Origin of the sequence: Xanthomonas sp. CFBP 8152, assembly GCF_014199025.1 — a bacterium.
In the GTDB taxonomy this organism is placed as follows: domain Bacteria; phylum Pseudomonadota; class Gammaproteobacteria; order Xanthomonadales; family Xanthomonadaceae; genus Xanthomonas; species Xanthomonas arboricola_B.
Map to the genome: position 1 here is coordinate 20,077 of NZ_JACHNO010000004.1, position 23,546 is coordinate 43,622.

Genomic DNA, 23,546 nt, shown 5'->3' on the forward strand with positions numbered 1-23,546 from the left:
GCGTGCGAACAGGAAGCATTGAGCATGCCGCACCGCATGACCGGATCGCTCCCACCGCAGCACAGGAACAACAACGCCGCGGTGATCGATCACCGCGGCGTTTGGCCTGGCCGCTGACTTGCCCTGCTTACCTGGCTGCAGCCGGCGCGTTGTCGGTGGTGATCACGCCGCAGGCCAGACGGCCGCCGGCGTTGCCGGTGGGCTGGGTCTTGTAGTCGTCCGCATCGGCATGCACGATCACCGCGTGGCCGGCGATATCGAACTGGTCGGCCTTGCCGAGATTGACGTTGCTCGACACCGGGCCGTCGACGCTGGCATTGCCCTGCGCATCGGCCTTGATGTTGGGCATGTCGCCGCCGTGGTGCGGGTCGGCACTGACGGCGCCGTGATCGGATTGGGCCGGATTGAAGTGTCCGCCGGCGCTGCTGCCGTCCGGTGCGCTGCAATCGCCCTTCTCGTGGATATGGAAGCCGTGTTCGCTGCCGGGCTTGAGGCCACTGAGCTGGCCGGTGACACGCAGCGCGCCGTCGACGATCTTGAAGCTCACCGTGCCTTTGACATCGCTGCCCTTGGTCGGCTTGAGCTCGGCGGTTGCGGTGGTGGTGGCCGCCGCTTCGGTGACCATGGACGCGGCGTGCTCGCCGCCATGCGCCGTTTCGGCCGCTGCACCGGCCTGCGGTGCGGGTGCAGGGTCGGCCGGTGCGGGTTCGTCGCGCTTGCACGCGGTCAGCGCCAGCGCGGTGGCAAGGAACAATGTCGTTGGAAGAATGCGCATGAAAAAACTCCTGTAGAAAGGCCGCAGCTGCAGCCAGGGGTGCCCCGACTCAGGGATGCGAAGGGGGTGTGCGCCACTGGGTGACGCGGATGACGCCGCAGGCCAGACGTGCGCCGGCATTGCCGCTGGGTTGGCTGCGGTAATCGTCGGCATCGGCATGCACGACCAGCGACTTGCCGACCACGTCGGTGGGTGCGGCATCGCCGAGGGTGATACCGGCAACGATCATGTCCAGATGCGCGACACCTTCGGCATCGGCACGCAGATTGTCCATGTCGCCGGCGTGGTGGGGAGCACTGCCGGCACGTCCGTGCGCCGCACCGGCCGGATTGAAATGCGCACCGGCGCTGCTGGCATCGGCGGCGCTGCAGTCGCCCCGTTCGTGCACATGGAAGCCGGCCACGCCGCCCGGACGCAGGCCACCGACCGTGCCGGTGATGCGGATGCCCTGCAGCGCGGGGACCAGCACCACCCGACCGCTGACCAGACTGCCCGACGCCGATGCCAGCGCCGCCTCGGCCTGCTGGACTGGACGCACGGGCACCACCCGCGCCGCCGGGGGTGGAGGCGGGGGCGGCGGGGGCGTGCTGCTGCAGGCGGCCAGCGCCAGTGCGGTAAGGGCAACGATCGTGGACGACCGGTAACGCATCGAGCTGTTCTCCTGATCAGGCTGAAAACCTATGCGGGCGCATGTTCACATGTCATGAAATGCAACCGCTGGCAGCACAGGAGTTTACGGGGTTGGTGTGGTGAGTCGGGTTGTTAGATGTTGTGCGAGGTGCCAGCCACGGTGCGCGAGCTGCCTGGACGATGGCGTCGGCATGTCAGGGCTGCGCTGGCGTCATCGACGGCACGGGATGCGGCGGCGTGCCACGCATCAACGCTTGCCGCGGGCAATGTCAGGCAGCCTCGGCGCGATCAAGGCATCGTTGGAATAGCTGCGCGTGCAGTAGCGCTTTCATCGGCACAGGGACCCTCACCCTCCTCTCCCATAGGAGAGGGGCTTGGACCCAGATCAGCGGCGCTTGCGCCCCGGGCCGAGTTTGCGGGTGACGGTGTTGCGGCCCAGCCCCAATCGGGCGGCGGCTTCGGCACGGCGGCCCTGGGTGAGTTGCAGGGCGGCTTCGAGCAGGGTCTTGTCCAGGCGTTCGCGGGCTTCGGCGTGCAGGCCCTGGGCGCCTTCGCTCAGGCGTTGCGCGGCCCAGCTGGAGAGCATCTCGTCCCATTGCCCGTCGCCGCGGCCGGCACGCTGGCGGCGGCCGCCGCGCGCCAGTGCCGATTCGACGTCGACCACGTCGATGATGTCGGCAGTGGCCAGGGCCGCCAGGCGCCAGCAGACGTTTTCCAGTTCGCGCACGTTGCCGGGCCAATCGTATTGGCGGAGTTGTTCCAGTGCGGCCGAGGACAGCCGCTTGGGCAGCATGTCGAGCTTGCGCCCGGCCATGGCCAGGAAATTCTCGGCCAGTTGCGCGATATCGCCACGGCGTTCGCGCAGCGGCGGCAATTGCAGGCGCACCACGTCCAGGCGATGCAACAGGTCGGCACGGAAGCGGCCTTGCTCGACCAGCGCCTCCAGGTCCTGGTGGGTGGCGGCGATCACGCGTACATCGACGCGGATCAGCTCGCGCCCGCCGACCCGGAAGAATTCGTTCTCGGCCAGCACGCGCAGCAGGCGGGTCTGCAGCGGCAGCGGCATGTCGCCGATTTCGTCCAGAAACAGCGTGCCGCCGTCGGCCTGTTCGAAGCGGCCGATATGGCGTTTGGTGGCGCCGGTGAAGGCGCCGGTTTCGTGGCCGAACAATTCGCTTTCCAGCAGTTCCGCCGGAATGGCGGCGGTGTTGAGCGCGACGAAGGGTTTGCGCGCGCGCGGCGATTCGTTATGCAGCGCGCGCGCGACCAGTTCCTTGCCGGTGCCGGTCTCGCCGTTGATCAGCACCGACAGCGGTGCCTGGGCCAGCCGGCCGATCGCGCGGAACAGCGCCTGCATCGCCGGGGTGTCGCCGATCAGCGCCGCCGAGCCTTCTGCCAACGGAGTCCCGACGATCTCCTCGACACCGGCATCGGCATCCGGCAGCGCCCGTGCGGCCAAGGCCACCGCATCGTCCAGATCGAAGGGCTTGGACAGGAACTCGTGCGCGCCGCCGCGGAAGGCGCCGGCGGTACTGGCGACATCGGTATAGGCCGACATCACGATCACCGGCAGTTGCGGGTGCCTGGACTTGAGCTTGTCGAGCAGGCTCAGGCCGTCTTCGCCCGGCATGCGCACGTCGGTGAACAACAGATCCGGCGTAGGCCGCATGGCCAGTGCCTGCAATGCGGCGGCGGCACTCTCGAAGCCATCCACGGCATAACCGGCATCGCGCAAGGCGGTGGACAGCACGAAGCGGACCGAACGGTCGTCGTCGACCACCCAGATGTGGTGGGATGCGGCGGCGGCCTCAGCCATGCGGATGGTCCTTGTCGTGATTGCCGGCCAGCTCGGGCAACAGCAGGGTGAAAACGGTATGCCCCGGCCGCGAGCGGTAGGTCAGCGTGCCGTGGTGTTCGCGCGAGACCTGCTGGGCCAGCGCCAGACCCAGCCCGCTGCCTTCGGCACGTCCGCTGACCAGCGGCAGGAACAGGTGCTCGGCCAGTTCCTCCGGCACGCCGCCGCCGTCGTCGATGATCTCCAGCCGCAGCGACATCGCATGCACGCGGTCGCGGATGCGCTGGCCGTGCTCGACGCGGGTGCGCAGGGTCACCCGCGTGGCGCCGGCCTGGAACGCATTGCGCACCAGATTCCACACCGCCTGGGTCAGGCGGTCGCCATCGCCGAGGATCTCGGGAATGCTGGGGTCGTAATCGCGCTGCACCTGCACCGACCAGCCGCCCTCGGCTTCGGCCAGGCGCAACACGCGTTCGAGCACGACGTGGATGTTGAGATGGTCGTGCGGGCGCGCCGGCGTGGGCGAGAGCAGGCGTTCGAGCAAGGTGTTGAGGCGTTCGATCTCGGTGCCGATCAACTCGATCAGCTCGCGCTCGTCTTCGTCGCGCCCGGCCGAGCGCCGCGCCAGCAACTGCGCCGCGCCCTTGAGCCCGGCCAGCGGATTGCGCAGTTCGTGCGCCAGGCCCTTGAGCGCGGCGCTCAAGGCGTTGGGCAGCGCATGGGTGGGATCCAGCGCGGGGAATTCGTCGACCGGATGGGTTTCCAGCAGCCAGCCGCCGTCGTCCAGCCGCGACAGCCAGCCTTCGGCAAAGCGCGGTGCGTCATTGGGCAGGCCCAGTGCCAGCCGATGCAGGCGCAGCACGTCCCGCTCGTCGTTGAGCAGGAAACGGGCGAGCGCATCGCCCTGCACTTCCAGCGCGGCCAGCGGTTGATCGACCAGGCGCCGCGCACTGACCCCAAGCCAGCGCGCGAAGGCGGGATTGACGCCCAGCACGCGACCTTCGCGGTCGGTCCAGGCCACCGGCGTGCCCAGGCTGTCCAGCGACGGGAGTAGGGACGACATCAGCATTGCACCAATTTAGTGCAAACACGATCGGCCTGCGCATGTGGCGCGCAGAATCGAGCATGCAGGAAAGAATTCGGGGCCGGACGGCGGCAGGTCGCACCGATCCAGCGGGCATCCGCGCCGACAGTCACGGGCGTGGTGCTGGTCATGCAGACACCTCGGCAGTTGGTCCGCGGCCGGCGGGGCAGCGGGGAAAACGGACCCGGCAAGGCGCTCCCGGCCGGGTCGTTGCGCCACCCGCGGCAGCGTGGCCGCGGGTGTGCATGCTCAGGACTCGTATGCCGCTTCGCCGTGCGAGGTGATATCCAGGCCCTCGCGTTCGGCTTCTTCGGTGACGCGCAGGCCGAACACCAGCTTGGCCGCCAGGAAGCCCACCACCGACACCACGCCGATCCACACCAGGGTGATACCCACGCCCAACGCCTGGATGCCGACCTGATGCACGATGTCGTAATCGCCGCCCTTCTGGCCGCCCAGCGACGCCGCCGAGAACACGCCGGTCAGGATCGCGCCGATGATGCCGCCCAGGCCATGCACGCCGAACACGTCCAGACTGTCGTCGGCGCCCAGCAGGCGCTTGAGGCCAGTGACGCCCCACACGCACAGCACGCCGGCAGCCAGGCCGATGACGATCGCGCCGAACGGACCCACCGTGCCGCAGGCCGGGGTGATGCCGACCAGGCCGGCGACCATGCCCGACGCCACGCCCAGTGCGGACGACTTGCCCTTGATGATCTTCTCGGTCAGCGACCAGCCCAGGATGGCGGCGGCGGTGGCGAGCAAGGTGTTGAGGAAGGCCAGCGCCGCACCGGCATTGGCTTCCAGGTTGGAGCCGGCGTTGAAGCCGAACCAGCCCACCCACAGCAACGAGGCGCCGACGAAGGTCAGGGTCACGTTGTGCGGCTTGATCGCCTCGCGGCCCAGGCCGGCCCGCTTGCCGACGAAGTAGGCGCCGACCAGGCCGGCGATACCCGCGTTGATATGGACCACCGTGCCGCCGGCAAAATCCAGCGCGCCCAAGCCGAACAGGTAGCCACCGGTGGCCCAGACCATGTGCGCCAGCGGCAGATAGCCGAAGGTGAACCAGATCACCGAGAACAGCAGCACCGCGGCGAACTTGGCGCGTTCGGCGAAGGCGCCGACGATCAGTGCACCGGTGATGCCGGCAAAGGTCGCCTGGAACGCCACGAACACGTATTCCGGCAGGCTGACGCCCTTGGTGAAGGTGGCCGCCAGCGTTTCGATGGTCACGCCCTTGAGCAGCGCCTTGTCCAGGTTGCCGATCCATGGGCCTTCGCCGGAGAACGCCAGGCTGTAGCCATACACCACCCACAGGATGGTGAGCAGCGAGAACACCACGGCGACCTGGATCAGCACCGACAACACGTTTTTGGCGCGCACCATGCCGCCGTAGAACAACGCCAGGCCCGGTACCACCATCAGCAACACCAGCAGCGTGGAGGTCAGCATCCAGGCGACATCGCCCTTCTCGACCACCGGGGCGGACTCGGCCGCGGCCACCGGTGCGGCTGGCGGCTGCGCCGACGGCAGCGGTTCGGTGGTGACCGGCTCGGTCGGTAGCGGGGTGACCTGCGGGGTGGACTGCGCGTGCGCGCTGCCCATGCCGCCCGCCACCAGCGCGCTGAACAGCATCAACATGCAGACACTGTAGAACCGGGCTTTCCACCCGGCAAAAAGGGCTGTCTTCATAAGGACTCCGGGGATGGGGAACTCAGAGCGCATCGGCGCCGATCTCGCCGGTGCGGATGCGCACGACTTGCTCGATCGCGGTTACGAAGATCTTGCCGTCGCCGATCTTGCCGGTGCCGGCGGCGTTCTGGATCGCCTCGACTACTGCGTCCAGCCGGTCGTCGGTCACCACCGTCTCGATCTTGATCTTGGGCAGGAAATCGACGACGTACTCGGCGCCGCGGTACAGCTCGGTGTGGCCCTTCTGGCGCCCGAAACCCTTGACCTCGGTCACGGTGATGCCCGACACGCCTGCTGCGGACAAGGCCTCGCGGACCTCGTCGAGCTTGAACGGCCGGATGATGGCGGTGATCAATTTCATGCGCATACCCCGAATGGTGGAAAAGACCGGCCGGCATTGCGCCGCCCGGCGGTGTCATTCACCTGGATGCCAACCCCGGCATCCGCGCGTTCGCGATGACGCAGACCTCGGCCGATGCCGATGCATCCGCCTCGTGGGAGAGGTCAGGCCCGCGCCTCGCGAACTGTGTGCGCTCTCAATACCCCTTCAATCCACGGCCGATGCCGTGGACCGATCAAACATGTGCGGCGATGGCGGAGGTGGGAGGGGGGGCCTCCGCCATCACCGCGGTGGAACTCAGTTGCCGTAGTACAGCTGGTACTCCAACGGGTGGGTCGCAGCACGGAACTTGGTGACTTCCTGCATCTTCAGCGCGATGTAGCCGTCGATGAAGTCGTCGCTCATCACGCCGCCGGCCTTGAGGAACTCGCGGTCCTTGTCCAGCGCTTCCAACGCCTGATCCAGGCTGGAGCAGACCTGCGGGATCAGCTTCTCTTCTTCCGGCGGCAGGTCGTACAGGTCCTTGTCGCTCGGCGCGCCCGGGTCGATCTGGTTCTTGATGCCGTCCAGGCCGGCCATCATCAGTGCGGTGAAGGTCAGGTAGCCGGACTGCAACGGATCGGGGAAGCGCATTTCGATACGGCGTGCCTTCGGGTTGGTGACCCACGGAATGCGGCACGAGGCCGAACGGTTGCGGGCCGAATAGGCCAACATGACCGGCGCCTCGAAGCCCGGGACCAGACGCTTGTAGCTGTTGGTGCCGGAGTTGGAAAAGGCGTTGATCGCACGCGCGTGCTTGAAGATGCCGCCGATGTACCACAGCGCCATCTGCGACAGGCCGCCGTAACCGTCGCCGGAGAACAGGTTGACGCCGCCCTTGGTCAGCGACTGGTGCACGTGCATGCCCGAGCCGTTGTCGCCCACGATGGGCTTGGGCATGAAGGTTGCGGTCTTGCCGTTGCGGTAGGCGACGTTCTTGATGATGTACTTCATCGTCAGCAGTTCGTCGGCCTTCTGCACCAGCGAGCTGAACTTGGTGCCGATCTCGCACTGGCCGGCGGTGGCCACTTCGTGGTGGTGCACTTCGGTCTCGATGCCGACCTGTTCCAGCGTCTTGATCATCTCCGCGCGCAGGTCGTGCAGCGTGTCGGTCGGCGGAACCGGGAAGTAGCCACCCTTCACGCCAGGACGGTAGCCGCTGTTGCCGCCGTCGTACTTGGCGCCGGTGTTCCAGGCAGCCTCTTCCGAGCCGACCTGGAAGAAGGTGTGGCCCATGTCGTTGGCAAAGCGCACCGAATCGAAGATGAAGAATTCCGGCTCCGGGCCGAAGAACGCCTGGTCGGCGGTGCCGGAGGACTTCAGGTAGGCCTCGGCGCGCTTGGCGATGCCGCGCGGGTCGCGCTCATAGCTCTGCATGGTGGCCGGATCGAGGATGTCGCAGGTCAGCACGATGGTCGGATCGGCGAAGAACGGATCCAGATACGCAGTGCCGGCGTCCGGGAGCAGGACCATGTCCGACTCGTTGATGCCCTTCCAACCCGCGATTGAGCTGCCGTCGAACATCTTGCCTTCTTCGAACAGCGCCGGCTCGATGATGTTGGCCGGAAAGGTGATGTGCTGCTGTACACCACGCATATCGACGAAGCGCAGGTCGACAAACTCGACCTTGTTGTCCTTGATCAGCTTTTCAACATTTTCCACGGACATCGGAAGAAACCTCTGCAGGAGTTAAGTGGCTCGTGAGCGAACTACAGCAGGGACCATGCCAAGCGCTGCATCTTCACAAGTTGTTGATTTTGCTCGCATCGCTTGAGGCCGCTCACGGCTAATTAGCACCCTTAATGTGCTAACCAATTTCATAATGCACCAATATGGTGCATGCCGCTATGCACTATCCTGACGCCTCCCCCATCCCCCTCTCCAGTCCGATGTCCGATCTGATTTCCGCCCTGCTGTTGGGCATTCTCGAAGGCCTCACCGAATTCCTGCCGATCTCCAGCACCGGCCATCTGCTGATCGCCGAACAATGGCTCGGACGCCGTTCTGACTTCTTCAACATCGTCATCCAGGCCGGCGCGATCCTGGCGATCTGCCTGGCGCTGCGGCAGAAGCTGTGGACCCTGGCCACCGGCCTGGGCCAACGCGACAACCGCGACTACGTGCTCAAGATCGGCGTGGCCTTCCTGGTTACCGCGGTGGTGGGGCTGATCGTGCGCAAGGCTGGCTGGCAGCTGCCGGAAACCGTGCAGCCGGTGGCCTGGGCGTTGCTGATCGGCGGGCTGTGGATGCTGGTGGCCGAGCACTTTGCCGGCAAATTGCCCGAGCGCGATGTGGTGACCTGGAAGGTCGCCATCGCGGTGGGTCTGGCGCAGGTGGTGGCCGGTGTGTTCCCCGGCACCTCGCGCTCGGCCTCGGCGATCTTCCTGGCCATGCTGCTGGGCCTGAGCAAGCGCTCGGCGGCGGCGGATTTCGTGTTCATGGTGGGCATCCCGACCATGTTCGCGGCCAGCGCCTATGCCCTGCTGGAAATGTACAAGGAAGGCGGCGTCGGCAGCGAGAACTGGGCCGATGTGGCGGTGGCCTTCGTGGCGGCGACCATCACCGGCTTTGTGGTGGTGAAGTGGCTGCTGGGCTATATCAAGAAGCACCGCTTCACGGTGTTTGCGGTCTACCGCATCGTGCTGGGCGCTGCCCTGCTGTTGTGGCTGCCGGCGCTGGCCTGAGACCGCCATGCGGTCGCGTGCCGTGCCGGTTGAGCCGGCGCGACATGCAGGGCACGTGGCCGGGCAGTGACGTGCATCATTGCCCTGGCCGCGCGGTGGCGGTATCACTGACATATCGATCACCGGGAGCCGCCGCATGCGTGCCGTGTTGTTTGCCCCTGCACTGCTGGCAGCGGGCGTGACGGCCTGCGGGTCGAACACGCCGCCGCAGGCGCCCGGATCCAGCGCCGACCCCGCTGCCGCCGAGCCGGCCGCGAGCACCCCAATCGCCGCCGACAATGCGCCGTTACAGGCCGCCTTGCAGGCGCAACACTGGCAGCTGCAACAGGCCAGCGATGCGCACGGCACCGCCTTGCGCAGTCTGTTCGTCGCCGGCACCCCGCCCTTGCAGCTGGATTTCAGCGATCAACGCATCCAGGTCAGCCAGACCTGCAACGCATTGGGCGCCGACTACAGCGTGGCGCAGGCGCATTTGCAGATCGGCCGGGTGGTGTCGAGCAAACGCCTGTGCCCGCAACCGCGGCGGATGGCCCAGGAACGCGCCGCCAGCGCGTTGCTGTCCGGGCGCTTCGCGGTGGCACTGAACGCCGCACAAAACGGTCGGCAGCTGACCCTGACCCGCAGCGACGGCACCCGGCTGGTGTTCGGCGGTGTCGCCACGGCCGCCACACGCTATGGCGGCCCCGGTCAGACGCTGCTGATCGAAGTGGCGGCCGACACCGTGCCATGCGGGTCCGATCCGGCACGCCAATGCCTGAAACTGCGCGAACAGGATGCGGCAGGGCAGCCTGTCACCCGGACCTGGCAAGTCTTCGAGGGCAAGATCGAAGGCTTCGAACACGAAGCCGGCATCCGCACCCTGCTGCGCGTCACCCGCTACCCGGCTGCCGCAGGCACGGACGGTGCGCCGGTGTACGTGCTCGAGCAGATGATCGAAGCCAACGGTTAGCGGGTGTGGCGGCGGTGGTGCGAGCGACGCCGCACGCACCAGGGGCACCGCTGGCCGCACCGGCCCCGGGCACCCTAAGCGGTTGCGCAGGACCGTTCGTTGCCGTCAGCGCAGCGCCGGATTCAGCGTGTAGGTGCCGTGCAACGCCGCCTCGGCCAGCACGTGGCCCTGGATCGCCGCCAGCACATCGGCCGCGGTGAAGGTCTCGGGCAGGCCGAGTTGCGCCACGTCCAGCGCAAACACGCGGAAGAAGTAGCGGTGCACACGCAGGTCGTTGAACGGCGGGTACGGGCCGTCGTAGCCCAGATAGTTGCCGGCCATGTCGGCATTGCCGGCGAACCATTCGGTATACGAATTCAGGCCCTGGCGCGCACCGGCCGGGCCGGCCGGCTGCTGCTTGCCCTTGGGCACGAAGCCGTCGCTGCAGCTGCCTGCGGCGATCGCATGCACGTCCGTAGGGATATCGGCCATCGCCCAATGCACAAAATCGGTGCGTGGCTGATCGACCGGAATCTGCACGTCGTCGCGGCCCACGGTCTCCGGCACGGTCGGCACATCCGGGTCCAGGCACAGCAGCGCGAACGAGCGCGTGCCGGCCGGTACCTCGCTCCAGGCCAGATGCGGGTTGCGGTTGGGCGCAAAGCCCTCGGGCGTTCCGGCGGCAAATTCCGCCGCGATGGACTTGCCGTTTTCGATGCTGTTGCTGGTCAGGCGCATGCGGGGGTCTCCGAGGGAATGAGGCCGACCAGGGTGCCTGGGCCCGCGCCGCAGAGGAAGCCATCGCCATGGAACCCTCTGGTGCGCCCGGCCGGGTTTATCGCTGCCGGTTCACCACACCAACGGACACCGCGGCCGCGTGATCGTGCATCGGTAACATGGACGCTGCAGCGCCCGCGTGCCGCGTCGCGCGCCGTCCGCGTGCGCTCGGCAGGCAGCGCCATAGTCAGTCAGTGCTGGCGCCGGCCAATCCGCACCGACCGTAGGAGCGGCCCTGGCCGCGACGGGGCGTTCTCGGTAACGCCACATCATTCGGTGGCGACGCATCGTCGGTAACGCCTCGTCGCGGCCGGGGCCGCTCCTACGAGGCGGTGCGAGCTGCGCCGCCGATGGCATGCCGCACCCACGCAGCCGTGCTGGGCGGCGCTCAGTCCTGCGGGTAGCCGAAGCGCACCGCGATCAGCGTAAGCAGATCGAATTGCGCGCCCAGTACGTTGCGGTAGTTGCGCCAGCGACCCGCGGCCAGGCGGGCCGGGCCGCGCGGTTCGACCAGCGGGAAGCGCAGGCCGAACGCCTGTTCCAGCGCGGTGGAGATGCCTTGCGGGTCGCTCTCGATACCGTCCAGGCGGATGATCCGGTGCGGATACAGATCGCGCTCATGCAGCACCGCGAGCTGTTCCAGCGCCGTCAGCAGCCAGTCGGCGGCCTGCTGCGGCGATTGCACGGCCAGCGGTGCCGGCGCGCCGGCCGACAGCCAGTCCAGCAGCATGTCGCGCGGGTCGCGTAGCGCGATCGCCAGCCGGCCTTCGGGCAGGTGCGGGCGCAGCGCGGTCAGCAAGGTGTTGTCCCACCACAGCAGCCAGTCGATGACGTTGCCGTCGTCGATGCCGCGCCGCGGCAGCTGCGCCTTCCAGCCTTCCACCAGCGCCATCGGCGCCAGCTCGCCGGACGCCAGCTGCTCGACGGTGCGGTAGCTCTGCAGCGCGTCGGACGGCGGCGTGCTGCCATAGCGGTCGTCGCGCACCAGCGGGGTGGCCGCGCCCATCACCGCGACCAGGCGTTCGACATGCGAGCCGGGCGTGCCCCATACGAACAGCGGCCGTGCCGTCACCGTTTCAGGAATGGTCCCCAGCTCCGGCCACTGCATCGGCTGCTTGGCGGCCTGCGGCGGCAACGGCAGGCGGTGCTGGGCCTGTTCGCGCTGGAACTGCATCCAGGTCGCCACGGCAGCGTCGGGTTGGCCGGCGCGGTCCTGCACGTTGCCCAACCACGGCCGCAGCACGGTCTGCTGGGGTTCGGGCAGCGAGTCGATCAGCGATTGCACGCAGGCGATCGCCGCCGGCGGGTCGCGTTCCAGCAGCGCCTCGACGATGCGTTGCTCGCCGCTGATGCGGCCCGGCTCCACCGCCACGATCTGGCGCGCCACCATTTCCGCCTGTTCGGCATGGCCCTGCATGTCGTGCACGCGCATCAGCGCTTCCAGCGCCGGCAGATGCTCGGGCATGCCCAGCAGCCAGCGCTCGATCACCGCCTGCGCCTGCGGCCCGCCGACTGGCTCCACCGCCAGCCGCGCCAGCCACAGGTCGTGCGCATTGGCCGAGGTGGCCAGCGCCGCGTCCAGGGTGTCGCGCGCATCGTCCACCGCGCCCAGCCGCTCCCAGGCGGTCAGCAAGGCATGCAGGGTGCGGCGGTCGGCCGGCCAGTGGGCCAGCGCCAGGCGCAGGTGCGCGGCGGCCTGGTCGGGGCGACCGGCCTGCAATTCCATCTCGCCGGCGAGCCGGCGCATGGCCGGGAGATCGCCGCCGGGCTGGGCGAACACGCCCTGCATCGCGGCCAGCGCGTCGTCCAGGCGGCCCTGGCGCTGGGCGAGCTGGGCGATGAAGGCGCGCAGCGCGGTACCCGGCGGATTGAGCTCCACCACGCGCTCGAAGGCGCGCTCGGCAAACGCGAAGTGCTCCTTCTGCAGATACGCAAAGCCCAGCGCGAACATCACCCGCGGGTCGTCGGGCAGTTGCTCGGCGGCACGGGTCAGCAGCGACAGCGCGCGCTCGCCCTGGCCGCGACGCAGCTCCACCACGCCATCGACGGCCAGCAGCTGCGGGTGCTCGGGCGCCAAACGTGCGGCGGTGCGGCTCAGCCGCTGCGCCTCGTCCAGATCGCCGCGCGCCACCGCCAGATGCGCCTGCATCACGTAGGCGTTGAACTGGTTGGGGTCGAGCGCGGTGGTGCGCGACAGCGCATCGTCCGCCGCGGACAGCTCGCGCATCGCCAACAGCAAGCCGGCGCGCAGCAGGTGCAGGTCGGCATCTTCCGGCGTCAGCGTCAGCGCGGTTTCGATGCTGGCCAGCGCCAGCGCCGGTTGACCCTGCTGCTGCAGGGCCAAACCCAGCCAACGATGCGTGGCGGCGGTCTCGGGCGCGCTGAGGACCCACTCGCGGGCCAGCGCCACCGCATCGTCGGCCGCATTGCGGCGCAGGGCTTGAAGAATGGCGTCTTGCATGGCGGAGGGCGTGTCCAGGACAAACGCCTATTGTAACGATGCGCGAGGTGGCGCCGACTTACGCCTGCGCCGCCAGCCGCTCGGCCACCCAGCGTTCGGCAAAACCATCGCCGCGGGCGTTTTCCAGAAAGCCGCAGTGGCCGCCCCAGCGCGCGATTTCCAGCTGTGCGTGCGCCGGCAGCTGCCAGCCGGCGAAATCCTCGAACGGAATGACCGGGTCGTCTTCGGCCATCAGGATGTCCACCGGCACCTGCAGACCGGTCAGGCGCTCGCCGGCGATCGAATAACTGTCGAAATACGCTTCCAGCGTGCCATGCCCGGTGTGCTGCTCGGCCAGCCAGGCCATCAACCCGCGCATGTCCAGCGCCAGGGTGGCGTCGTCGTAGCCGTGCTGATCGGGGAACAGCTTGCGCTTGCGCAGCAGCGAGTCGCGCCACTTGCGGCGGAAATACCAATCGTAGAACTGCGGGCCTTTTTCCAGCTGCAGCATCGTCGCCGCCGGGTCCAGCAGCGGGCACACCGCCGCCACGCGCGCCAGCGGCAGACCGGCCGCCGGTGCACGCAGTGCCAGCCGCAACGCGAAATTGCCACCCAGCGAATAGCCCGCCGCCAGCAGCTGCGGCGCGGGGAACCGTCGCCACAGATCGCCCGCCGCATTGACCACTTCCCCGATCCGATCGGAGTGGAACAGGTCCACGTTGAGGTGGTGCGTGCCGCCGTGGTCGCGGAAGTTCAGCCGGAACACCTGATAGCCCAGGCCGAGCAGGCGCGCGGCGGTCAGCCGCATGTAGTTCGAGTCGGCACTGCCTTCCCAGCCGTGCAGCAGCAGCACCGTGCCGCGTACCGGCGCATCGCCGGGCGGGATGCTCATCCAGCCCTGCAGGCGCACGCCGTCGCCGCCGTCGAGAATATGTTCGCTGGTCACCGCGCCGCTGGCGGCCAGCACCTGGCGGCTGCGGATCCGGCGCAAGGCACTGCTGCCCAGCACCGATTGCACATGCGGATTGCGCAGCCAGCGCGGCGGCAGATAGTCGGAGGCGTTCATGCGCTCATCGGGCCAGACAAGATGGTGCTGGCCGCAGGGAGGATGAGCGTTTGCATCGTCGGCTCAGGACTCCATCGCCGCGATGATGCGTTGCCGCGAGGTATCGGCCAGGCGGCGACGGCCTTCGATATCCAGCGCGCGGATCGGCTCTAGAAAATGCACCTCGGCCAGCCGCGACGGCTCGCCGAGCAGCCGCACGATATTGGCGAAGAAACTCTCGCGCTCGCCGAACGCCACCACCGCCTGCGCATTGCCGCGCTCGCCGTAACGCAGCGCCACCGGCTGCACCGGCACGCCGGCCTCGACCGCGGCCTGGAAGATGCGCGCATGGAACGGGCCGACTTCGGTACCGCCACGGGTGCGGCCTTCGGGAAACACGCCCACCGGCTTGCCGCTGCGCAGACGCAGCAGCATTTCCTGCAGCACCCCGCCCAGCGATTCGGTATTGCCGCGCTGATGGAAGATGGTCTGGCCCTTGGTCGCCAGCCAGCCGACCAGCGGCCAGCCGGCGATTTCGCGCTTGGCCACAAAACCCATCACGCGCTGGCTGTGCAGCATCGAGATGTCGACCCAGCTGACATGGTTGGCCACGAACAGGGTCGCGCCCGGCAGCGGGGTGCCGAAGCGACGCAGGCGAAACCCGAAGATGCGCATCAGGTTGCCCTGCCACCAACGGATCATCAGCTCGTCCAGGGTGTCGTCGCGCCCGGTACGGATGCGCGCCAGCGGCGGTGCCACCACGCACAGCATGGTGATCGGCAGGCAGATGCTCAGATGCATCAGCAACAACGGCACCCGATACAGGTACCGGAACCAACGCAACACGCTGCCAGCATCGCGCGTGGCGTCCAGGGATGACTCGCTCATTGACGGAACGGGACCGGTACCAGGGGAAGGAAGCGCAACTATTGTGACAGCAGCGTGGCCTGCGCGCAGTGCCCGCCGCGGGTGGCGCTGTTCCACCCATGCACTTGCACGGCGTGCTCAGCCATTGCTGCGCGGGACCACGGCCAGGGTCAGCCGCGAGACGCAGACGCGCTTGCCGGCCGGATTCTCGATGGTGATGTCCCACACCTGGGTGCTGCGTCCCACATGCACCGCACGCGCAGTGCCGGTGACCAGGCCGTCGGTGGCGGCGCGCAGGTGATTGGCATTGATCTCCAGCCCCACGCACATCTGGGCGGTCATATCCACGCACAGGTTGCCGGCGCTGCTGCCCAGGGTTTCAGCCAATACCACCGACGCACCGCCGTGCAGCAGGCCGTACGGCTGCTTGGTACGCGCATCCACCGGCATGGTGGCGCTCAACCAGTCGTCGCCGGCGGCGGTGAACACGATGCCCAGATGGTCGATCAAGGTATCGCGGCTGGAGGCGTTGAGGGCGGCCAGGTCGACGGGTTCGCGGAAGGTCATAGGCTGGGGATTGGGGATTGGGGATTGGGGATCGGGAATCGGGAATCGGGAATCGGGAATCGGGAATCGGGAATCGGGAAAGCATCTGCGGCGCTGGGGTTGGATGCAACTGCCTTTGGCTGGTGCTGCAAGTCAGGCCGCGATGGTGACTTCAGCTGGTTGGCGGTGTGCGGCGCGCCGCTTCCCACGTCGGCGCACCGCGCCATTGCAGCGGTACGTCACTCCACGATGCACCAGTTACCACGCGTCGCTCGATGCTGGCCCCGGACCGGCGCGGCGATCAAAGGATCGGCACCAATCCTGCACCGAAGGCGGTCAGCATCCGCACCAGCAGCCACTTCGGGCCGACGTTGACCTCGGGGAAATCGCCTACCGCCACATAGCACTGCCGGAACTGCGGGTCCTGGCGCTTGAGCGGAAACGGGCAACCCGGCCCCGGCTGGAACTCGTAATTGGTGGCGTAGCGCCAGGGCCAGAAATCCAGCACCGGCAAGGCTTCGGACACCTTGCCCACGCTGTAGTTCAATCCGCTCAGCACCGGCGGCTTTTCGCGCGAGGCCACGGTCCAGGCGTTTTCCGGCGCCATGTCGCGTTCGATGCTGGCCGCCAGCGCCTGCGCAAAGCGCGCATCGTCGATCACCACCGCCGCCTCGGTGTTGTAGTTTTCGCTACGCGGATCGAAGTTGTGCGTGCCGATCACGCCGATGCGGCGATCCACCACCAACGACTTGGCATGCAGGCCCATGCGCGCACCGGCACGGGTCACCGGCAGCGGCTTGTTGACCGCCCGCGTGCCCAGGAACGAGGGCCGTGTCTCGGTGCGCAGCACGCGCCGATCGACCTCGCTGCCGCCAGGCGTGCGGCCTGCGACGCCACCGCTGCCGCGGACCGCATTGCCGGCTGTGCCACCGCCACCGCCACCACTGCCACGCATGGCGTTGCCGGCCGCACTGCCGCCGATCACACGGTTGACCCGACCATCGTCTTCGGCCGGCTCGGCCGCTTCGGGGTTGAGCGGATCGGGCACCAGGTTGGCGTACTCCACCGGCGCATCCAACGGGAACGGCTTGAACTCGTACAGATTGAAGCCCAGCTCGCGCATGTTGCGGCGTTTGAACTTGTACGACAGCGCATACACGATCGGGTTGTCGGTGGCGGCCAGGCTATTGGTCGACACCACGATCCGCGGCGGCTGCGGGCGCTGGCGCAATGCGCGGAAGATCGCCTGGGCCTCGTCCGACAGCACCAGATACGGCGTCTGCAGCAGCACTTCCTGCTGCGCGCCGGCAATCAGGCCGTCCAGCTCGGGCGCGGTGGATACCGCCTTGGCGGCGTGCTCCTTGCGATGCTTCTGCGGCAGGTCGGCCACATACAGCACGCGCTGCACCGGCATGGCCCCGGTCACGAACGCATCGCGCACGAACTGCGGATCGCGCGCCTCGTCATCGACCCGCTCCACCCGATCGGGGCGGCGGAACGTGGCCGGCGGCATCTTGGGCGCGCCCTGTTCCAGCAGCAGGCGACCGACATCGTTCAGACGCTCGGCCGGTACGCTGCGGCGCGCGCGCCAGAATGCATCGAAATTGGCCGCCATCGCGCGCACTTCCGGCCCGGCCAGGATCACGTCGCGGTCGCGGAAGTTGTACTCGCTGTCCCAGTCGTAATAGTCGTCCTGGTAGTTGCGTCCGCCGACCACGCCGAGCACGTCGTCCACCACCAGCAGCTTGTTGTGCATGCGCTGGTTGAAGCGGCGGAAGCAACACACCACGCTGCCGGCATAATCGAAATAATTGAGTTTGACCTTGCCGAAGGTCGGGTTGTAGATGCGTAGCTGCAGGTTTTCGTGGGTGCTGGCCAGCGCACCGAGAATCTGCAGATCGGCAATCGCCGAGAGCTGATCGATCAGGATGCGGACCTTGACCCCACGCTGCGCCGCATCGATCAGCGCATCCAGCACCATGCGCGCGCTGTCGTCCTTGTCGAAGATGTAGGTCTGCAGGTCGATGCTGCGGGTGGCACTACGGATCAGGTTGAGCCGCGCCACCAGCGATTCTTCGCCGTGATCGACGATGGTGGCGTAATGCCGTGGCGCGGCCGGTGTGGAGGCGGTGATCGCCTCGCCCCCCAGCGCGCGCAGCGGCGAGAGCTGGGCGCAGCGATTGGCCTGCGTGCAGCTGACCACGGTGCTGCGCGCCGCCGCCGCCACCCCTGCGGCACGGTTGCGCTCGATTTGCGACAGGCCGGCGCATCCGGTGCCGAGCAACAGCGTTGCCAGCACAAGCACCCTCAACAGGAACCTCACGGGCGCCGCGCCTCCTGCAACCGCCCACGCAGAATGAACGTCACCCTGTCGCCCAGGGCCATCTGCCACGCATTCATTCCGTAACGTCCACGCAGGACCGTACCTCGACTGATCACATCGCAATCATAGCCCGGCCGCGCACAGTCAGCCGGCACCACATGCAGGGTCTCGACATGGGTGATTCCGCGAATGGTCAGGTTGCCGGTGATGTCGCCGCCCTTTTTCACCACCTCCGCAGGGTAGGGAAACGACTCGAATTCCACTACCGGATACCGCGCGACGTCGAAAAAATCCTCTCCGCGCATCCATGACGTATAGCGATCCTTGGCGGGAATTTCCACCTGGGTGGCATCCAGGCGGAACCGCACCTGCTGGCGCCCGTTGGGCAATTCCGCCAGTTCACCCCGAAATCGCGGAAAAAACCCCTCGATCTTCATGCCAAAGCGCGTCCTGATCTCGAACCCGAAGCGCGATTGCACCGGATCGATGGAATGCAGCGTCTGCTGCGCCAAGCAGGGAAACGCGACCCAGAGCGCGAGCCAGGTGAACCAGCGCAGCGACAATGGCACGGATCAAGGCCACCAGAAGGCGGTCAGGCGGGCGATGCCCGGTTCGATGGCCGCGTCCAGCGGTAGTGCCAGCAAGGCGATCGCGGCGGTCGGCATGCCGCGGTAGTCGCCGGTCTGGCCGCTGTGCATCAGGGCGGCCAGCCGTTCCAGGCCCGGATTGTGGCCGACCAGCAGCAGGCGCTCGGCATCGCGGTGTTCGTCCACCAGGCTGGCCAGCGTGCCGGGCGTCGCGTCGTAGATCCGCTCATCCAGGCGTTGTTCGACATAGCCGGTGAGTTCCAGCACCGCTTCCAGCGTCTCACGGGCACGCCGCGCCGGCGAGCACAGCACGCGGTCGGGCACCAGGCGCTGCTCGCGCAGCCAGCGGCCGGCCGATTCGGCCTCGGCGATGCCGTGCGGGGACAGCGGGCGATCCAGATCGGCCTGGCCGGTATCGGCCGGCTCGGCGTGGGCATGTCGCAGCAGTATCAGTTCGCGCATGAAAACACTCCGGTCTAGGATTTCTTGAGCCACTTGAACAGTGGCTCCCAGTCCTGTTGATGGTCGCGCACCTGCGCCGAGCGGTAATCGAACAGGCTGCGCCCCAATCCGGCCATCACCACATAGGCCTGGGTGTCGCGCAGCTGGGCCACCAGGGGATAAGGCCAGCCGCCAATCATCTCGGCAGCCTGCTGCGAGGTCTGGGTCCAGGGACGGGCGCGGTTGAGCACCAGGCCCACCGGCAATTTGCGCTGATGCACGCGCGGTACCTTGGCCAGCGTGTTGAGGAAGCCGACCACCGCTTCGATATCCAGCGCCGAGGACAGCACCGGCACCACGATGGCATCGACGTGGTCGAGAAAGCCGCTCAGGTCATCGGCCATCGCACCGGCCGGGGCATCGATGATCAGCTGGTCGGTGCCGTCGGGCACCGCGGCCTGCCAGGTGCGCCGACGGGTGGCATCGATCGGCAATACCGCACTTTCCAGGCTGGCGCGACGCTGCGCCCAACGCGTGGACGAGCCTTGCGGATCGGCATCTGCCAGCACGGTGCGCTGGCCCTGCAAGGCCGCATGTGCGGCCAGATTGGTGGCGATCGTGGTCTTGCCGACGCCGCCTTTGGAGCCGGCCACCAGGACTGTCTTCATGCACGCCTCGCTTCCGGGAGCAGGCAGGCAGCGTACACCGCGACGAAGTGAGGAGGTAGTCGAAAGGCGTTAAACCTCCGACAGCGGCGGCCATCGCACCGCAGCATCTGCACTGGCACGTGCCGATGCGGCATGCGCTGGACTAGCGGATCTGGCGGCTCGGCGTGCCCGGCTGCCAATTGGCAGGCGGTCGCGCTGCGAGGCCTTGGCGCTGTAACCGCGCACGCAACGCCGGCACTTCGCCCTGCGTCAGGACGGCATCCAGCTCGACGGCCAGGCCATCGGCCGTGGGCGCGCGGCGCTGCGCTTGCTGCTGCAGCCACTCCAGCTCGCGCATGCGCGCCTGCCAACGCGCGGCGTCGGCGCCGCTGCTCAGTGCGACCATGCCTCTGGTGCCGATCATGGCGGTGGCCAAGGCGGACTCGTCATTGGCCACGTTGTTCAGCACGGCCATGCATTCGTCGCGTAGCGCGGGCGTAGCGGCGGTGGGGCTGCAGCGCCGCATCAGATCGCCCAGCGCAGGGAGTGCATGCGCAGACCAGGCAACCGTCACGAACATCGCGGCCATGCCCGCGCCCGTGGAAGGCATGTCTTGTGCGTCGAGTTGCGCGCGCAAGCTCACCGAGGCCAGCGATGGCCATTGCACACCGTCGTAGCTGGCATGCAGGGCCTTGCCGAGTTCCCGCGTACCGTTGTCGAAATGATCGGACTGCACGGCCGCCTGCCAGGCGCGTTCGGCAGCGGCCTGGTCGCCGCGGCGCTGTGCAGCCGCATAGGCACGCAGATGCACAGCGGCATTGCCCGCATCGGCCTGCTCCAGGAAAGCCAGCGCAGCGCCCGGATCGCAGCGCAATGCGGGTGCGCAACCGGCTGCTTCCATCTGCGCCACCAACGGGTCGCGCGGCCGCGCGTCCAGGGCACGCTGCAGCCAGACGCGCTGGATGGGGGCATAACCTCCGTCTGCGGTCGACGCCGCGTCGTCCTGGCCCTCGGCATCGGCCCACAACAGCCCGGCCAGATACACCTGCCTGGGCTCGCCGCTGGCCGCCATGCTGCGCAGGCGTGCCTGCATGGTCTGGCCGACCTGGCGTGCCCATTGATCCACCAGCGGATCGTCGGCCGGAGCCGGTGCGTGCGCAGGCGATGCCGCCATGGCCGAATGTGCCATGCAAACGCTGCCAAGCCACAGCAGCGCTGTGCTAATCAAGCGATATCCGTGCATGTGTTGCTCCTGTCCGTGTAGTGCGCGCAGCGTTGCAGGCCAGCATTTCATACGGCGTCAGCCGCATCAAGCCACCAGGCGTACCAGCAACCAGGCCCATGCAGGCAGGGTCAGCAGCGACAGCAGGATGCTGTAGCCGACCATCGCTGCGGCCAGGCGCGGTGCCAGCCGGTGCGAGATGGCCAGCGCGGCGGCGGTGATCATGGTGGGCATGGCCGATTCGAGCACGTTGGTCTGCAGCATCGCGCCCTGCAGGCCGAGCGCCAACGACAGCGGTAACGCCAGGATCGGCATCACGGCCAGCTTGAAGGCCAAACCCACGGCCAGGGGTTTGAGTTCGTCCGCAGGCAGGCGCAGCTGCAGCGAAAAGCCCACCGCCAGCATCACCAGCGGCAGCATCGCGTCGGACAGGCTCTTCAAGCCCGCGCCGATCCAGGTCGGCGGCTGTTCCGGCATCACGGTCAATGCAAACAGCAATGCCCACAGCGGTGGGAAGCGCAGCACGCGCAACAGGATCAGCCTCGCGGTCGGCGGAGTGTCGCCGCTGTAGCGGGCCAGCACATACAGCCCGAAGGTAGACAACAGCACGAAGGTGCCGAACTGGTCGTAGACCACCGCATACGGCAGGGCGTGATCGCCGATCAACGCGCGCACCATCGGAAAGCCGATGAAGCTGGAGTTGGTGAACACCACGCACATCAGCAGCGCGGCGTATTCCTCGCGCTTGAACCGGAACAGGCGGCTGCAGCCCCACAGCAGCGGCACGATGATCGCGGTCAGCAGCCACGGCGTGGCGATCACGCCACCCAGCGAGGCATCCAGATGCAACCGCGGCACATAGGTCAGCACCGAGGCTGGCAGGCAGATGTACAACACGATGCGATTGAGCACGTCGGCGCTGTTGTCCGGCAGCACCCGCAAGCGCGCGAACAGCAGGCCGAGCCCCAGCGTCGCCAGAATCAACGCAAATGCATCCACCGCCATGGCGTGGTCAGGTCCGTGGGAAAGCGGCACTCAGCATCGCATAGTGAGCGTGTCGTGCCTGGATCGGCGACGGGCTAAATCGGCAAGCATGCCTAGCCTACGCGTGGCGCGGATCGGTCGCTCAACGCCTGGCGACAGGCATGTCGAGGCTTGCCGACCATCTCGACGGGTCCTTGCCCGCTCACCGTCGCGGGACCTTACGCGGCATGGATGCCGCGTAAGAGCCTACAAGGACGTACTTGCGGCGTGTCCTGCGATGGTGGGCGGGCAAGGGCCCTGCAGCCAAGCCGCAGATCATCCGCTCTGCAACTGATCGATCCGCGCTGACCAGCGCTCTTTGAGCACGGCACCCAAAGCAATCGAGACTTGGAGCGATGGCTTCGTTTCGTCGCGATCAGATGCTTAAGTCAAAAGCTCGGTCCGTGGCGTGCGCGGTGCCCTCACCGCTTGCGGGACACGCCGTGAATCCGTCCATGGAGGCTCCTTGGCGGCATCCATGCCGCCAAGGGTCCCGCAACCGGCAAGGACACCGCACCAGAGAGTTGGTCGGTAGTCGAATGAAAAGCTGCTTGCTCGATGCATCGACCACTGAGCCAGCCCATCATTCTCCAGCGATGCACATCGCGCACCGCTCTTGACCGTGCACACCGACCATCTCAACTGGTCCTTGCCCGCTCACCGTCGCGGGACCTTACGCGGCATGGATGCCGCGTAAGAGCCTACACGGACGTACTTGCGGCGTGTCCTGCGATGGTGAGCGGGCAAGGGCCCTGCAACAAAGCCGCAGATCATCCGCTCTACAACTGATCCATCAGCGCTGACCAATCCTTCGAAGCACGACACCCGAAGCAATCGACTTGGAGCGGTGGCTGCGTTGCCCGCTGGCGCCGGCCGCAAAACGACGTGCGACGTGATGCACAGCGACGCGCTACGGGGCGTTCTGCAGCGCGCCCGCCTGCCGAATTACGGAAACGCCGGCGGGTTCGCCTGCCATGCCGCAAAGACCTCGGCCAGGCTGGCGCGTTCGGCCTCGCGCCAATCCGGCAGCAAGGTGGCGTAGCTGGTGGTGCTGCTCCAGCGATCCGGCCAGGTGCGCACTGCGGCGGCATACCACTCGACCGCTTCCTGCTTACGCCCGCTGCGCCATAGCGCCAGGGCGGCGGTGGTCGGCAACCAGGCCGGCGCGGCCGGACGGCCGTTGGCCAGGCTGGCCCACTGCTGCAAGGCCTTGTCGGGCTGGTCGGCGCGCAACAGATCCCAGCCGTAGTTCCAGGTGATGGCACGGTATTGCTGGCTGCCGTTGGAGACCAGCCCCAGGGCACCCTGGTAGAGCTCGTCGCCCAACTGCGTGCGGCCACCGGCATAGGCCAGCGATGCCAGCTGCGCGCGCGGTTCGGCCGCGCGGGCGTCACGCTGCACCATCGCCGCCAAGCGGTCCACCACCGCATCGCCCTGCCCCTGTACAGCGACCACGGCCTTGGTGGTGCCGCGATCTTCGTCGAAATAGAACTCCTTGGGCTTGGGCAGGTTCTGCGCCTGCGCCATCGACCACACGCCCCCGAGCAAGGCCACCATCGCGGCCCATGCGTATTTCCTTTTCACTGGCTTTATCCCCTGACAGCAAACGACCCTTCCCGTCCCCATCCTAACCGCAGCGCGCCTGCTGCGCATCCGCATGC

Annotated in this window: 21 protein-coding genes and 1 pseudogene; 2 read left to right on the plus strand and 20 right to left on the minus strand. The window is 67.5% G+C overall.

Translation table 11 applies throughout. From position 1 onward, the window contains the following. Nucleotides 1-127: 127 nt before the first annotated feature. From FHT09_RS15600 to glnA, 7 genes are all read right to left on the minus strand, one after another. Entirely contained in the window at nt 128-775 is a 648-nt protein-coding gene (locus FHT09_RS15600) for a superoxide dismutase family protein (RefSeq protein ID WP_104606683.1), read from the minus strand. A 49-nt stretch (nt 776-824) separates the two neighbouring features. Beyond that, nucleotides 825-1,424, minus strand: coding sequence for a superoxide dismutase family protein (locus FHT09_RS15605; protein WP_181141368.1), 600 nt, complete (start codon nt 1,422-1,424; stop codon nt 825-827). Nucleotides 1,425-1,790: 366 nt separating this feature from the next. Next, nucleotides 1,791-3,221, minus strand: coding sequence for a nitrogen regulation protein NR(I) (ntrC, locus tag FHT09_RS15610; RefSeq protein ID WP_104606682.1), 1,431 nt, complete (start codon nt 3,219-3,221; stop codon nt 1,791-1,793). After that, nucleotides 3,214-4,269 (minus strand): ATP-binding protein, encoded by a 1,056-nt coding sequence (locus FHT09_RS15615; protein ID WP_166775272.1) that lies wholly within the window; start codon nt 4,267-4,269, stop codon nt 3,214-3,216. The genes ntrC and FHT09_RS15615 overlap by 8 nt, the downstream gene beginning before the upstream one ends. A 264-nt stretch (nt 4,270-4,533) precedes the next feature. Beyond that, on the minus strand, nt 4,534-5,976 hold the full coding sequence (locus FHT09_RS15620; protein WP_181126433.1) for an ammonium transporter: 1,443 nt from the start codon (nt 5,974-5,976) through the stop codon (nt 4,534-4,536). Nucleotides 5,977-5,998: 22 nt separating this feature from the next. After that, a complete protein-coding gene (locus FHT09_RS15625; protein WP_002808480.1) occupies nt 5,999-6,337 on the minus strand; it encodes a P-II family nitrogen regulator in 339 nt (112 codons plus the stop codon). 276 nt (nt 6,338-6,613) lie between these two features. Then, entirely contained in the window at nt 6,614-8,023 is a 1,410-nt protein-coding gene (glnA, locus tag FHT09_RS15630) for a type I glutamate--ammonia ligase (RefSeq protein ID WP_016903411.1), read from the minus strand. Between the two features lie 221 nt (nt 8,024-8,244). Here glnA and FHT09_RS15635 point away from each other — a divergent pair, with 221 nt between their 5' ends. Together FHT09_RS15635 and FHT09_RS15640 are read left to right on the plus strand one after the other, a co-directional pair. Further along, nucleotides 8,245-9,039, plus strand: a complete 795-nt coding sequence (locus FHT09_RS15635) for an undecaprenyl-diphosphate phosphatase (protein WP_104538945.1) — start codon at nt 8,245-8,247, stop codon at nt 9,037-9,039. A 136-nt stretch (nt 9,040-9,175) separates the two neighbouring features. Beyond that, nucleotides 9,176-9,988 carry an META and DUF4377 domain-containing protein gene (locus FHT09_RS15640; protein WP_104606681.1) on the plus strand — a complete coding sequence of 271 codons (813 nt, stop codon included), beginning with the start codon at nt 9,176-9,178 and terminating at the stop codon, nt 9,986-9,988. A 105-nt stretch (nt 9,989-10,093) separates the two neighbouring features. Here FHT09_RS15640 and FHT09_RS15645 read toward each other — a convergent pair whose 3' ends face one another. The 13 genes and pseudogenes from FHT09_RS15645 to FHT09_RS15700 all read right to left on the minus strand — a co-directional run bounded on the left by FHT09_RS15645 (nt 10,094) and on the right by FHT09_RS15700 (nt 23,469). After that, nucleotides 10,094-10,705, minus strand: coding sequence for a YbhB/YbcL family Raf kinase inhibitor-like protein (locus FHT09_RS15645; RefSeq protein ID WP_104606680.1), 612 nt, complete (start codon nt 10,703-10,705; stop codon nt 10,094-10,096). Between the two features lie 427 nt (nt 10,706-11,132). After that, the gene (locus FHT09_RS15650; RefSeq protein ID WP_104538948.1) at nt 11,133-13,205 is read right to left on the minus strand and encodes a tetratricopeptide repeat protein; all 2,073 of its coding nucleotides are present in this window, start codon (nt 13,203-13,205) and stop codon (nt 11,133-11,135) included. 58 nt (nt 13,206-13,263) lie between these two features. Next, nucleotides 13,264-14,250, minus strand: coding sequence for an alpha/beta fold hydrolase (locus FHT09_RS15655; protein WP_104606679.1), 987 nt, complete (start codon nt 14,248-14,250; stop codon nt 13,264-13,266). Nucleotides 14,251-14,313: 63 nt separating this feature from the next. Further along, on the minus strand, nt 14,314-15,213 hold the full coding sequence (locus tag FHT09_RS15660; protein WP_181126434.1) for a lysophospholipid acyltransferase family protein: 900 nt from the start codon (nt 15,211-15,213) through the stop codon (nt 14,314-14,316). A 21-nt stretch (nt 15,214-15,234) separates the two neighbouring features. Then, complete coding sequence (locus FHT09_RS15665; protein WP_104538950.1) at nt 15,235-15,663, minus strand: hotdog fold thioesterase; 429 nt, start codon at nt 15,661-15,663, stop codon at nt 15,235-15,237. A 280-nt stretch (nt 15,664-15,943) separates the two neighbouring features. Next, a complete protein-coding gene (locus FHT09_RS15670; RefSeq protein WP_104606678.1) occupies nt 15,944-17,965 on the minus strand; it encodes a phospholipase D family protein in 2,022 nt (673 codons plus the stop codon). Next, nucleotides 17,962-18,534, minus strand: coding sequence for a YceI family protein (locus FHT09_RS15675; RefSeq protein WP_104606677.1), 573 nt, complete (start codon nt 18,532-18,534; stop codon nt 17,962-17,964). Before FHT09_RS15675 ends, FHT09_RS15670 begins: the two co-directional genes overlap by 4 nt. Nucleotides 18,535-18,537: 3 nt before the next feature. After that, a complete protein-coding gene (locus FHT09_RS15680; RefSeq protein WP_104538954.1) occupies nt 18,538-19,014 on the minus strand; it encodes a histidine phosphatase family protein in 477 nt (158 codons plus the stop codon). Between the two features lie 14 nt (nt 19,015-19,028). After that, the gene (locus tag FHT09_RS15685) at nt 19,029-19,661 is read right to left on the minus strand and encodes a ParA family protein (RefSeq protein WP_104606676.1); all 633 of its coding nucleotides are present in this window, start codon (nt 19,659-19,661) and stop codon (nt 19,029-19,031) included. Nucleotides 19,662-19,803: 142 nt separating this feature from the next. Then, nucleotides 19,804-20,829 carry a hypothetical protein gene (locus tag FHT09_RS15690; RefSeq protein WP_258077244.1) on the minus strand — a complete coding sequence of 342 codons (1,026 nt, stop codon included), beginning with the start codon at nt 20,827-20,829 and terminating at the stop codon, nt 19,804-19,806. Between the two features lie 120 nt (nt 20,830-20,949). Then, on the minus strand, nt 20,950-21,867 hold the full coding sequence (locus FHT09_RS15695) for an AEC family transporter (RefSeq protein ID WP_104606674.1): 918 nt from the start codon (nt 21,865-21,867) through the stop codon (nt 20,950-20,952). Between the two features lie 440 nt (nt 21,868-22,307). Further along, nucleotides 22,308-22,573: pseudogene (locus FHT09_RS20460) on the minus strand (hypothetical protein). Between the two features lie 257 nt (nt 22,574-22,830). Beyond that, nucleotides 22,831-23,469, minus strand: a complete 639-nt coding sequence (locus FHT09_RS15700) for a hypothetical protein (protein ID WP_104606673.1) — start codon at nt 23,467-23,469, stop codon at nt 22,831-22,833. Nucleotides 23,470-23,546: the final 77 nt, after the last annotated feature.

Bases quoted from the DNA above. Each gene is read 5' to 3' on its own strand.
- FHT09_RS15680 (WP_104538954.1), bottom strand. From the start codon at position 19,014: ATGCGCGAACTGATACTGCTGCGACATGCCCACGCCGAGCCGGCCGAT.
- FHT09_RS15600 (WP_104606683.1), bottom strand. From the start codon at position 775: ATGCGCATTCTTCCAACGACATTGTTCCTTGCCACCGCGCTGGCGCTG.
- FHT09_RS15655 (WP_104606679.1), bottom strand. From the start codon at position 14,250: ATGAACGCCTCCGACTATCTGCCGCCGCGCTGGCTGCGCAATCCGCAT.
- FHT09_RS15690 (WP_258077244.1), bottom strand. From the start codon at position 20,829: ATGGCACATTCGGCCATGGCGGCATCGCCTGCGCACGCACCGGCTCCG.
- FHT09_RS15650 (WP_104538948.1), bottom strand. From the start codon at position 13,205: ATGCAAGACGCCATTCTTCAAGCCCTGCGCCGCAATGCGGCCGACGAT.
- FHT09_RS15645 (WP_104606680.1), bottom strand. From the start codon at position 10,705: ATGCGCCTGACCAGCAACAGCATCGAAAACGGCAAGTCCATCGCGGCG.
- FHT09_RS15615 (WP_166775272.1), bottom strand. From the start codon at position 4,269: ATGCTGATGTCGTCCCTACTCCCGTCGCTGGACAGCCTGGGCACGCCG.
- FHT09_RS15635 (WP_104538945.1), top strand. From the start codon at position 8,245: ATGTCCGATCTGATTTCCGCCCTGCTGTTGGGCATTCTCGAAGGCCTC.
- FHT09_RS15620 (WP_181126433.1), bottom strand. From the start codon at position 5,976: ATGAAGACAGCCCTTTTTGCCGGGTGGAAAGCCCGGTTCTACAGTGTC.
- ntrC (WP_104606682.1), bottom strand. From the start codon at position 3,221: ATGGCTGAGGCCGCCGCCGCATCCCACCACATCTGGGTGGTCGACGAC.
- FHT09_RS15605 (WP_181141368.1), bottom strand. From the start codon at position 1,424: ATGCGTTACCGGTCGTCCACGATCGTTGCCCTTACCGCACTGGCGCTG.
- FHT09_RS15665 (WP_104538950.1), bottom strand. From the start codon at position 15,663: ATGACCTTCCGCGAACCCGTCGACCTGGCCGCCCTCAACGCCTCCAGC.
- FHT09_RS15640 (WP_104606681.1), top strand. From the start codon at position 9,176: ATGCGTGCCGTGTTGTTTGCCCCTGCACTGCTGGCAGCGGGCGTGACG.
- FHT09_RS15695 (WP_104606674.1), bottom strand. From the start codon at position 21,867: ATGGCGGTGGATGCATTTGCGTTGATTCTGGCGACGCTGGGGCTCGGC.
- FHT09_RS15685 (WP_104606676.1), bottom strand. From the start codon at position 19,661: ATGAAGACAGTCCTGGTGGCCGGCTCCAAAGGCGGCGTCGGCAAGACC.
- glnA (WP_016903411.1), bottom strand. From the start codon at position 8,023: ATGTCCGTGGAAAATGTTGAAAAGCTGATCAAGGACAACAAGGTCGAG.
- FHT09_RS15625 (WP_002808480.1), bottom strand. From the start codon at position 6,337: ATGAAATTGATCACCGCCATCATCCGGCCGTTCAAGCTCGACGAGGTC.